This is a genomic window from Mesorhizobium sp. M7A.F.Ca.US.006.01.1.1 (genome assembly GCF_003997935.1).
Lineage (GTDB): Bacteria > Pseudomonadota > Alphaproteobacteria > Rhizobiales > Rhizobiaceae > Mesorhizobium.
On sequence record NZ_RZQL01000234.1, the window covers coordinates 1 to 10,879 of the forward strand.

General features: G+C 58.3%; 10 protein-coding genes and 2 pseudogenes. 8 read left to right on the forward strand and 4 right to left on the reverse strand.

Translation table 11 applies throughout. The annotated features are described in order from the left end of the window. Positions 1-239: 239 nt before the first annotated feature. The 4 genes and pseudogenes from EN943_RS29540 to EN943_RS29555 all read right to left on the reverse strand — a co-directional run bounded on the left by EN943_RS29540 (position 240) and on the right by EN943_RS29555 (position 3,855). Complete coding sequence (locus tag EN943_RS29540) at positions 240-1,532, reverse strand: IS4 family transposase (RefSeq protein WP_245476017.1); 1,293 nt, start codon at positions 1,530-1,532, stop codon at positions 240-242. A 310-nt stretch (positions 1,533-1,842) separates the two neighbouring features. Continuing rightward, positions 1,843-2,496 (reverse strand): annotated as a pseudogene (locus tag EN943_RS29545) (IS66 family transposase); the annotation flags it as partial. A gap of 49 nt (positions 2,497-2,545) precedes the next feature. Next, positions 2,546-2,863, reverse strand: coding sequence for a hypothetical protein (locus EN943_RS29550; protein ID WP_127415683.1), 318 nt, complete (start codon positions 2,861-2,863; stop codon positions 2,546-2,548). A gap of 221 nt (positions 2,864-3,084) precedes the next feature. Further along, a pseudogene (locus EN943_RS29555) lies at positions 3,085-3,855 on the reverse strand (SDR family oxidoreductase). Between the two features lie 270 nt (positions 3,856-4,125). Between EN943_RS29555 and EN943_RS29560 the strand changes: the two are divergent. From EN943_RS29560 to EN943_RS29595, 8 genes are all read left to right on the forward strand, one after another. Next, positions 4,126-4,680 (forward strand): nuclear transport factor 2 family protein, encoded by a 555-nt coding sequence (locus tag EN943_RS29560; protein WP_164778444.1) that lies wholly within the window; start codon positions 4,126-4,128, stop codon positions 4,678-4,680. Positions 4,681-4,941: 261 nt separating this feature from the next. Further along, positions 4,942-6,063, forward strand: a complete 1,122-nt coding sequence (locus tag EN943_RS29565) for an ABC transporter substrate-binding protein (RefSeq protein ID WP_164778445.1) — start codon at positions 4,942-4,944, stop codon at positions 6,061-6,063. A 71-nt stretch (positions 6,064-6,134) separates the two neighbouring features. Beyond that, the gene (locus EN943_RS29570) at positions 6,135-7,013 is read left to right on the forward strand and encodes a branched-chain amino acid ABC transporter permease (protein WP_127415686.1); all 879 of its coding nucleotides are present in this window, start codon (positions 6,135-6,137) and stop codon (positions 7,011-7,013) included. Beyond that, complete coding sequence (locus tag EN943_RS29575; RefSeq protein WP_127415687.1) at positions 7,010-8,002, forward strand: branched-chain amino acid ABC transporter permease; 993 nt, start codon at positions 7,010-7,012, stop codon at positions 8,000-8,002. The genes EN943_RS29570 and EN943_RS29575 overlap by 4 nt, the downstream gene beginning before the upstream one ends. Continuing rightward, on the forward strand, positions 7,999-8,769 hold the full coding sequence (locus tag EN943_RS29580; RefSeq protein WP_127415688.1) for an ABC transporter ATP-binding protein: 771 nt from the start codon (positions 7,999-8,001) through the stop codon (positions 8,767-8,769). Before EN943_RS29575 ends, EN943_RS29580 begins: the two co-directional genes overlap by 4 nt. Then, a complete protein-coding gene (locus EN943_RS29585; protein WP_206522835.1) occupies positions 8,766-9,479 on the forward strand; it encodes an ABC transporter ATP-binding protein in 714 nt (237 codons plus the stop codon). The genes EN943_RS29580 and EN943_RS29585 overlap by 4 nt, the downstream gene beginning before the upstream one ends. Before the next feature lie 172 nt (positions 9,480-9,651). Further along, the gene (locus EN943_RS29590) at positions 9,652-10,590 is read left to right on the forward strand and encodes an NAD(P)-dependent oxidoreductase (protein WP_206522836.1); all 939 of its coding nucleotides are present in this window, start codon (positions 9,652-9,654) and stop codon (positions 10,588-10,590) included. 39 nt (positions 10,591-10,629) lie between these two features. Continuing rightward, a partial coding sequence (locus EN943_RS29595) for an aldehyde dehydrogenase family protein (RefSeq protein WP_164778446.1) occupies positions 10,630-10,879 on the forward strand: 250 nt, incomplete at its 3' end.

Here is a 10,879-nt window from a genome sequence, read left to right on the forward strand (position 1 = left end):
GAAGGGAATCTCCACCGGCATAAACAGCGACTTGCTGGCTGACATAGAAAACATGCTTGCAGAGAGCATTTTTTTCAAAAGGTTTTCAGAACGATAATCTTGGCCAGACACAACGCAGCTTCACGTCAAAGCGTTTTTTAAGACGGCGCGTCCTTTTATTTGCGAGCAAAGACGGTTGCCGTCAAAGTGATGCTTCGCAACACCAGGGTTCCCCTGAGTGCGGGGCTGTCCGGGGAAAGTCATGCATAGGTGAAGCACATCTGGTTTGGCGAGTAATTGGGTTTTCGTTGACTTGGGTTGACGGGAGGCGGTTTGTCGATGGTGGCAATGTTTCGACGCTCGAAGCGGCATCGGTTGACCAGATCGGTGAACCTGAGGATTGGCATGGCGATACGGCAGGCGCGAGCGGCGATGCGCAGCAGCGCATAAGCGATCATGGCGGCGAAGAGTTGCAGGCGGATGGCATTGTCGTTGGTGCCGAGGAACTTGCGGATTTTGAGGTGCTGCTTGATCCAGCGGAACAAGAGTTCGATCTGCCATCGGCCTTTGTAGAGCTGTGCGATCTCGACGGCGGCTCGCTTGAGGTCGTTGGTCAAGAGCGTGATGGTGTCGCCGTCATTTCGCTTGAGGATGAGCCGGCGCAACGGGATTGCCAGTTTGCTGTTGGTTTTGCTGGCAAGACTTACGTTGGCATCCTCCAGGATGGTGAAGCCATCACCCTGAGTTTGAGCGATGCGACGCTGGCGCTCGACCTTGAGGCCCATATTGGATTTGGGCCGCGTGACGAAGAAGGCCTTGGCGGTGGCGATCGCCGTCCACCAGCCGTAATGGCAATAGCCCTTGTCGAACACGTAGGTGGCGCCCTTCTCGATGGTGATCGTGCGACCGATCTGGGCATCGTTGACGTTGGCATCGGTGATGTCGAGGACACGCGGGCAATCGCTGTCGGGATCGTAGACGACATGCATTTTCATGCCGCGGATGCGGCCGTTCGACTTGGCCCAGGCGCAGGCCTTGCCGAGGGGGATGGGCGTGGAATCGATCAGCCGCAACATGGCCGTGCCCTCACGGCGCGTCTGCCGGTCGAGTTGACCGGCAAGCAGGCCGGAAGTCTCGGCAAGAGACCAACGGGGCGGCGGCGGTTGGCATCCGACAAGGTCGAGCGTCGCAACCGGTCGGTGCCCAGATGATAATGGTGCTGGCAGTTGGCCGGCTTCCAGACTGCGCAGGCTGCCGGCGCCACTGAGCTGCGCGTAAACCAGCACCATCAGGTGGTCCCAACTCTTGAACGACTTGTCGTAGGCATCCCCGTCATGGCTATCCACAACCGTCTGAAAGCCGCGCCGATTGATCGGTTCAACCAGCTTGCCAAGAATGCTAGGTGTAAAGCGCATGCTCCGTTCCCTTTCTGAGTCTCGACAACCAGAAGGTAGACGAAAAACCGCCGTCTTACGGGGCATGCGCATGCGGCATTTCCATTTAGCTGACGCTTTCCCCGGACAGCCCTGCGTGGACCGGGAGCAGCACGCCATGACCCGGCATGGAATGGTTCAGCCTTCAGCTGCAGGCACTCAGCCTCCGGCACGGATCGACGCTCGTCTATGGTGATTATCGACTCCGACAGAGCCGCCCCCAGCCGCCCACTGTCCCGACAACACCGCGCGGAGGCGCAACGAAGCGGTCTGTCCGCATTCACCCCAGAGCTTCCCGACGGAGGTCGCGCCATCGCCGACATCTGTCGAAATCCGAAATCCCCATAGCCATCGCCTGTGGCCCGCGGGTTCCTTCCTCGGGGACTTTCGTACGCCTGCCGGCGCCCGAAACTCTTCACGAAAGCAGACTTCAGTCGCTTGTTCGTCCTGCGTAATTCCACGGCATAAGCTCATTCACCCGGCTCTGCCTGTGGCCGTTGACGATAGCGGTGAATGTGGCGGACAGGTAGGCGAACAGATCGACAGCGTTGAGCTTGCAGCTTTCGATGAGCGAAGCGATGGTCGCCCAGTTCTCCGCTCCTGCATCGTGCCCGGCGAAGAGAGCATTCTTCCGATTGAGGGCAATGGGCCTGATTGTCCGCTCGACGGCATTGTTGTCAATCTCGATCCGACCGTCGGTCAGGAAGGTGCAGAGGCCATCCCAGTATTTGGCCACATAGGCGAGAGCTTTGCCGAGCGCCGATTTGTCAGTGGGCCGGGCACGATGCTGTGTGAGCCAAGTTCGCATGCTCGCAATCAATGGCACTGATCGTAGTTGCCGCGCAGTGAAGCGAGCTTCTGCTGAGAGGCCGCGTAGCTCCGCATCGATCCGATAGAGTTCTCCAATCCGCTTCACGCCTTCCTCGGCAATTGGCGCTGCTCCAATGCGCGTGATCTCGACCAGCTTCCGCCGAGCGTGGGCCCAACAATAGGCAAGCCGGATGTCCGGACCAACCCGGTCCGGTGCGATCAGCCGATTATATCCGGCATATCCATCGACCTGAAGGATGCCCGTGGACCCTTGGAATGGCCCTGGGCCGGACGATTACTACAAAGCACTACGCGACAGCTGTTCAATTTTTGCTTTTGGGATCGCCGCTTATCTCCACAAGCTCACGCTCACCACGGTTCAGTTCGGGCCAATGGTTCCGCTCAGCGTACTGCAAAATTATCAAAGCGAGGTCTACGGCGTCAGCGGCAGACAGCGCCACCATTAGCCACCTGTCGACCTTCTTTTTTGACTTAGTGTCCGTCAGTCGGAATGTCAGCGCCGTCGTTTTGAATTCCCCGGAAGGGTCGGCGGCAAGGGTGGGCTCGCCGCCGACGGCAATAATTCTAGGGGTCGTCGACTCGTACCTAAACAGGGTTTTAAGCTCAGAATTGGTTGTCAAAGTCTTCACCTAGTTGCGGAAGGGAGCTGCTTTTCATAGGGCCTGTCGTCGTATCCGTGTTAACGCCTATCGAAAACAGCAGTGGGCGTGTACCTATTCGATCCAGGCGTGGTAGCCCAGATTGGCTAGAAAGGGTGTCAAACGTCAAATGATCTTCTCCGCGCGTGCGAAGTTCATTTTGGATAACGGATGTTGCGCCTTTCCAGAAATTCTTTCTTTCTTCAGCTCATGGTGCCACCGTCAACCAGATAGGTTGAACCAGTGCAGAAACGGCTCTCGTCGCTCACTAAGAACAGCATCAGGGACGCAACTTCGGAGGGATCGGCATACCGTCCAAGCGGAATGCGAAACGTACGATCGACCTCTCTGCCCTCATTGTCGAGGTATTCATCAATCGATTCCATCATCCTTGTCCGGGTCTAAGCCGGATTGCTTGAATTGACGCGGATACCGTCCACCGCACCTTCCAATGCGGCGGACCGCATTAAACCCAGCACTGCGTGTTTGCTGGCGCTGTAGGCGGCCAATCGAGCGGAACCTTTTAAGCCTGCAACGGATGAAGTGATAACGATGCTGCCGCCATTGACCCGCATGACCGGCAGAAGGGCTGCCAATCCCAGCCAGACACTTCGCACATTCACCGCCATGACCTGATCGAAAACTGTAACCGGGATTTCCGCAATGCGTCCGAGGCGGCCTTCGATCCCGGCATTCAGAAGAGCCATATCTACCCGGCCAAAGCGAGCCATGGCATCCGCGACGAGTCCCTTTACGGCGGTCTCATCCGTTATGTCGGCCACGAAGCATGCGGATTGTGATTGAGGTAGGTCTTCTGCCAGGCGAGCAAGTCCCTCTTCGTCGCAGTCGACGAGGAGAACGTCGGCTCCTTCTTCGATAAAGCGCCGCGCCGCCGCCGATCCTATGCCGCCTGCCGCACCCGTGATGATCCCTGCTTTGCCGTTCAATCGTCCCATGATCGCATGTTCCTCCATGGCCAATGGCGAATTTATTGCTGGAGCGAGGACAGGGTGAGCGTTACTTGCACAAACAGGAATTTCTGCTTAGGCGTCCATAATTGTTGGTTATGCGCGAGACCCGGGACATCGATGTAAGCCCTGGTTGGAATAGCAGCATGACCATATCGCACCGGCGAAGATGTGGGTGAACACTGGATTTTCGAACGAGAGCGGGGAAAATGCGCGCCTGAAGGTGCCGTACGCTAGTCGACAGCAGTCCAGCTACATCAAAGTATGGAGAAATACGTGGGAACTGACGAAGCTACCGCGCTTGCCGCAATGATGGTTCGGCTCCAGAATGTGGAGGACAGGCTGGCTATTCTTCAAATCGAGGGGGCTTACAGCACGGCTTACGATGGAGTCCGCGGCGATCAATGGGCGGCACTGTTTACCGATGATGGCATTTACCAAGGACGCCAGCTTGAGGGCATGGGTGAACTGAACTTTGTTCAAGGTAAGCGCGCGCTTACGGATTTCTGCAACAGCAACCGGTTGAGTTGCATTCACCAGCTTGGCGTTCCGGAGATCTCGTTAGACGGAGACGACGCATTTTCTCGGGTGAACTTTACATTCCGCGGTTTCGAGACAGGCCGCGTTCCCATGGTCCAGAAGACCGAAGCGCAAGGATATTATGATGTTGCATACAGGCGGACCGCGAATGGGTGGCGCATCAGGCGCAGGTTCACAGTCTACTTCGAGCGCAGTCGGGTAACGACTTACGGCTATGAGCCTTCGCTCTCGCCGTTCGGAGCCGAAAATCCCCCCTTCGACGACAGTCTGCCATACAAGGACCGTCGGTAGTGTCGGCGGATATACAGTTTTCTCACCACAACCAGGCCAGTCGATGGCATGCCGTTAGGCCGCACTATGCCGACGAGGAATTCTACCAGTCAAAGAAAGTCATTCATAACAATGCTCGGAGCGAGCTACCAGAAGTCTCGTCAAACGGCTGCGATTGGCCGCGCCGATGAACAGGCTGCAAAGGTCTCATATCGAGGGTTGAAAGGCATCAGCGCATCTAACTCGCCTCGCCTATATAGAAACATTCTTGGGAGGAATGACATGACAAATCGTCGAATGATACTGGCACTGTCCACAAGCGTATTTCTAGCGAATGCGTGCCACGTCGCGCTTGCCGAGGACAAGGAAGCGATCATAGGGGTGGCGACTGCAATGACCGGGACCGGCGCGGCGACAGGCCAGCAGATCGCCGCCGGGGTCAAGCTCGCTGTCGATGAGGTAAACGCCTCCGGCGGCCTAAATGGCACAAAATTCAAGCTGCTTATCGAGGACGATAGAACGCAGCCTGGGGGATCAGTCAACGCGTTCAACAAGCTGGTTTCTATGGAACCAGCTGTTATCGTCGGACCGACGCTGACGACGTTCATGCTTACGCTGGCTCCCAACATAAAACGTAGTGAAATCCCGGTTTTCACCACGGCGCAGGGAGCGAAGGTGACGGAACCGGACGTTGGAGGCGGCTGGATTTTTCGGGCTGCGCCGCGCATAGACACCATGATCCAGTCGTTGATCGACTATACGTCCAAGGAAATCGCGCCCAAGAAAGCCGCAATCCTATACGCCAACGATGAGTGGGGAAAGACCGGCTATGAGGCGTTCAAGAAAGCCGGCTTCAATTTCGACGTGGTGGAAACATTCAACTTCGGTGACAAGGATTTCAGCGCCCAGTTGCTGAGGTTGAAATCAGCCAGTCCTGACGCAGTGGTGATCTGGAGCTCGCTGCCTGCTGATGCGGGGCTCATCACCAACCAGCTTCGCCAGTTCATGCCGACGACGAAGATTATTTGCAGCAATTCGTGTGCGGTCGACGAGTATTACCAGCTTGCCAAGGGGGGTGGCGAAGGCGTGGTCACCGTCGCGCCCTGGGTTCCCGGCCTGACGCCAGAGTCGGAAGATTGGGCAAAGCGTTTGAAGGCAAGCGATGCCGGTGCAGTCATCTCCTATACCTCGGCGGAGAACTACGACGGCGCCATGATCGCAATGAAGGCTATCGCCAGCGCGGGCGATCTCGACCACGCCAAGATTCGCGACGCCATTCTCGCCACTCAGGACTACAAGGGTATCGTGGGAACCTATTCGTTCGACGAGAAAGGCGACGGCCTTCATAGCGGCACCGTGGTCGAGTGGACCAATGGTGCGATGAAGCCAATGGCCGCGAAATAACATCTCGCTTACTAGCAGAGGGGCCTCGGCCCTTCTGCCATACCCACGCGCCAGCGATCGTGAAGGTAACCATGGATCCCATATATGTGCAGCTCGTTGTCCAGGGTCTGGCCATTGGGGCGATTTACGGACTGGTAGCCCTCGGCTTTGTCCTGATTATCAATGCGGTCAACGTGGTCAACTTTGCACAGGGAGAGTTCCTGATGCTGGGCGGATTCGTCGGGTTGACCTTCGGCGTGACGCTGGGAATGCCCTACTGGGCCGTTCTTGTCTGCACCGTTCTGGTGTTCGCCGTTCTGGGAATTGTCTTCGACAAGGTAATTTACCAGCCGCTTCGCGGTGGCGATTTTGCGACGCACCTGATTGGAACTCTCGCTGCTGCGCTTATCATTCGCAACGTCGCGCAGCACATCTGGGGGCCCGAGGCCCGATCGTATTATGAGCCGTTCCAGCAGAAGATTTTCGAAGTCGACGGCGTGATCATCAATCCGCAGCATCTGTTGATCCTGGCCATGACAGTGCTTCTTGTCGCCGCCCTCTATTACTTTCTCTACAAGACCGGCCTTGGACGCTTGATGCGGGCCACCGCGCAGGATCGGGAAACGGCACGGTTGCTTGGCGTCAAGGTGGGGAGCGTCGCGACGATGGCTTTCGCCATGTCCCTGACGATTGGCGGCGTTGCCGGCGTCGTGGTGGCTCCGCTTTTCCTCGTCGACCTCAATGTCGGTTTCATGGCTGGGCTCAAAGCCTTCATTGCCACAATCATCGGCGGATGGGGCAGTATTCCGGGCGCTCTTCTCGGCGGCATCCTGGTCGGCCTGGTTGAGATCTTTGCAACACATTTCTTTACGGCGTCGTTCAAGGATCCTGTCGCGTTCGGCGTCCTGATGCTTTTCCTTATCGTCCGCCCGAGCGGCATGTTCGCCGAACGTGTCGGAGACAAGGCATGAGGTTGCTGCTGTTCGTCGCCCTCGCATTCGTGATCTGCGGGCTGGTGAATATGCTGGGCCTGTCGGCCTACACCGGCTCGATCCTGATATTCGCCTCGATCAATATACTGCTCTGCCTTGGGTTCTACGTGATTTTCGGCTTGACCGGCATACTGTCCCTCGCCCACGCGGCCTTTATGGCCATCGGCGCCTACACTAGCGGAATCCTCTCATCCACCTATGGCTGGCCAATCCCCGCTTCCATCATGGCAGGAACGGGAGCCGCCGCTCTCGCGGGCGCGCTGCTTGGAATACCGACGCTGCGCCTGAAGAGCCATTATCTCGTGCTGGTGACCATCGCCTTCGGCGAAGTGCTGCGCCAGATGCTGATCAATTTCGAAGGTCTGACAGGCGGCCTTACAGGCCTGGCGTTGCCCATGCCTTCCCCCGTCACATGGCTCGGCGTGACCATCAATCCCGGCAATCGAACCGTTTTTCTCCTGATCTGCCTGCTATCGATCGCCGTGGTCGTCTTTGCCCTCGATCGCCTGCGGCAAAGCCGCGTCGGCCACAGTTTCGAAGCCGTGCGCGACGACGATCTCGCAGCCAGCGTCATCGGCATCGACCTGACCTACACAAAGATCCTGGCATTCGTGATCTCTGCCGCGCTGGCAGGTTACGGCGGAGCCCTGTCCGCCCATTTCGTCGGCTTTATCAGCCCGGACTATTTCACCTTCGACATTACCGTTCTTGTACTTGCCATGGTGGTGATCGGGGGCAAGCGATCCATTATAGGCGTGATCATCGGCGCCTTGCTCCTGACCTTCCTGCCCGAAGCGTTGCGGAGCCTCCAGGATTGGTATCCGACCTTCTATGGTGTGCTTCTGTTGTTGACGTTGTGGCTGGCGCCTTACGGCATCGTCGGCCGGCTGGGGCAGATCGCCTTCTTCCGCAAGCTGATCGCGCCGCGGGCCGCCGTGGTCGATCCCGTGGAGGCCGCCCAGCCATGACGCTTTTGGCGATCAGAAATCTTACCAAGCGTTTCGGCGGCCTCACGGCGGTCGACTCTCTCACGATCAATGTCAAAAGCGGCGGCGTACATGGGCTGATAGGGCCAAATGGCTCGGGAAAGTCGACCGTTCTTAACCTGATAAGCGGCATTTACCGGCCAACTGAAGGCTCGATCGCCCTCAGCGGCGCTGAAATAACCGGCATCAAGCCGAACCAGAGGGCAAAGATCGGCGTTGGCAGGACCTTTCAGAACATCCGGCTGTTTCCCACTCTGACTGTCTTGGAGAACGTGATGCTGGGCCGCGTCACCCAGCAGCGCAGTTCGCCGATGGGCATCATTCTCAACAGTCCGCTTATGCGGCGGGAGGTCGAGGAAACCACGGAGATGGCCAGGAAAGCGCTTCGCTTCATGAGCATGGAAGCGTTCGCGAATGAATATCACCGCAATCTGCCTTACGGCCACCAGCGCCTCGTCGAAATCGCACGGGTGCTTGCCAGCGGCGCAAAGCTGATGCTTCTCGACGAGCCCGCGGCAGGGCTTAACAGCAGCGAGAAGAAGAACCTTGGCAGCCTGCTGACGCGGATGTGCGATGTGTTCGGGTCCACGGTGCTGCTGGTGGAGCATGACATGCGGTTGCTCATGTCGGTGTCGAGCACGGTATCGGCCGTCAATTTTGGGAAACTCATCGTCACGGACTCGACCGCGAACGTGCAGTCGAACCCGGATGTGATCAAGGCGTATCTGGGCGCAGGTAGCTCGAAATGACCCCGATGCTCGATCTTGACGCTGTCTCGGCATTCTATGGTCCAATGCAGTCGCTTCACGATGTCTCCCTACATGTGAGCGGCGGTGAAATCGTCGTTCTGGTGGGCGCGAATGGGGCAGGTAAGAGCACCCTGCTGCGCGCCATTTCGGGTGTGGTCCGTCGGCAAGGCTCGATCTCGTTCGAGGGGGCGCGCATCGATGGACGACAGCCGGAGGACGTTGTGCGCCTCGGCATCGTTCACGTGCCGGAAGGCCGGCGCATCTTCCCGTCCATGACCGTCCTGGAGAACCTTCAGGTCGGCGGGCACGCGGTCGGCCGCTCGGCGACAAGCATCAAGCAGGGCGTCGAAGAAGCCTTGCAGTATTTCCCCCGGCTGCAGGCGCGCATCGGGTCCTATGGCTGGTCTTTGTCGGGCGGGGAACAGCAGATGCTGGCCGTCGGCAGGGGGTTGATGGCCAAACCTAGGCTGTTGATGCTTGACGAGCCGTCTCTCGGGCTTGCGCCCCTGATTACGCAGGATTTGTTCGAGATAATCCGCGGCATCAACGAGAGTGGCGTCTCGATGCTGGTGGTGGAGCAGAATGTCGGACTTGCGCTGAAATATGGCCACCGGTGCTACGTGATCGAAACCGGCCATATCGTGAAGCACGGCACGACTGCGGAAATGGCGGACGATCCGGTCATAGCGAAGGCCTATCTCGGAGGCTGAGAACGCAATCGAACGCACCGCAACGGGAATCGCATTAGGCCGTGCCAGCCCGATGTCGGCACGACCTCTGCCGTGCATTCCCACCGAAGAATCCTCAGGGCGCATCCGATGGTTGGTGGCCCTGCAATCGCAATCGCCGTGCCCGTCAATTGGGGTTCGCACAGCAGGCAGGATGAGAGCAAAGATGAGACTCACGGACAACACCACCGTCGGCTTTGTGGGAGTCGGCAATATGGGCCAACCCATGGTTTCCAATCTCGTGAAAGCTGGCTGGCGAGTCGCCATTTACGACACTGACATGGATAGAACGGCAGCTTTCGCCTCCCGGATTGGATGCGGTTTCGTCACATCGGCTGCCGAGCTTGGAGACGCTTGCGACGTTGTCATCCTGATGCTGCCCGACGGCAAAATCGTGCGCAGGGTTGTGCTTGGGGCGGATGGGAGCGACAGCCTGCTGCCTGGCCTCTCGCAAGGAGCGACAATCATCGACATGAGCTCCTCTGCGCCGACCGGGACGCGCGAACTCGGCGCCGAACTCGACGCGAAAGGGATCGACATGGTCGATGCCCCAGTATCTGGTGGCGTCAAAGGCGCTGTGGCCGGGACGCTGGCAATCATGGTCGGTGGATCGGAGAGGGCAGCCCAGGACATCGACCCGATCCTGGCGGCCATGGGAAGACGCTTTCATGTCGGACCGCTGGGTACAGGGCACGCAGTCAAGGTCCTCAATAACTATGTGTCCGCCGCCGGCCTGGCGGCAACTGCCGAGGCACTGCTGGTCGCGAGACGCTTCGGCGTCGAGACAGAGACGCTGATCGATGTGCTGAACGCGTCAACCGGCCGAAACAACAGCACCGAGAACAAATTCAAGCAGTATGTCCTCAACGAAGCTTATAATTCGGGCTTTTCCCTGGACTTGATGGTCAAGGATCTGACGCTGGCGATGGAGGTCGCCGATGCATGCGGCGTTGAGGCGCAGCTCGGTCATTCCTGCCTCAACCTCTGGAGAGAGGCTCAGTCCTGGACCGGTCGGAATGCCGATCACACCGAATTGGCCCGCTTCGTCTTCAAAGACGACGCGGGCTCGGTGTCGCCCGACGCCCAGGCATAGGCAATTCGACCGAGCGGCATCGATTTCAGGAGAATGAGAATGCAGGAATTCCAGCACTACATCGACGGCCGGTTCGTAGCGCCTGCAGGCGGAGAATTCTTTGACAGCTTCAACCCGTACACCGGCAAGCCATGGGCAAGGATCGCACGCGGCAACGCCGCCGATGTCGACATGGCTGTGGATGCGGCCGAAAGCGCATTTCTCAAGGGGCCGTGGGGCTCCACCACGGCCAGCGAACGCGGCGCGCTGCTGCGAAAGATAGGCGATATTCTTGCGCGTGAGGCAGAGC

Coding starts and splice junctions, on each gene's coding strand:
- EN943_RS29540 (WP_245476017.1), bottom strand. CDS start 1,532: ATGGCGTGCTGCTCCCGGTCCACGCAGGGCTGTCCGGGGAAAGCGTCA.
- EN943_RS29565 (WP_164778445.1), top strand. CDS start 4,942: ATGACAAATCGTCGAATGATACTGGCACTGTCCACAAGCGTATTTCTA.
- EN943_RS29570 (WP_127415686.1), top strand. CDS start 6,135: ATGGATCCCATATATGTGCAGCTCGTTGTCCAGGGTCTGGCCATTGGG.
- EN943_RS29575 (WP_127415687.1), top strand. CDS start 7,010: ATGAGGTTGCTGCTGTTCGTCGCCCTCGCATTCGTGATCTGCGGGCTG.
- EN943_RS29580 (WP_127415688.1), top strand. CDS start 7,999: ATGACGCTTTTGGCGATCAGAAATCTTACCAAGCGTTTCGGCGGCCTC.
- EN943_RS29585 (WP_206522835.1), top strand. CDS start 8,766: ATGACCCCGATGCTCGATCTTGACGCTGTCTCGGCATTCTATGGTCCA.
- EN943_RS29590 (WP_206522836.1), top strand. CDS start 9,652: ATGAGAGCAAAGATGAGACTCACGGACAACACCACCGTCGGCTTTGTG.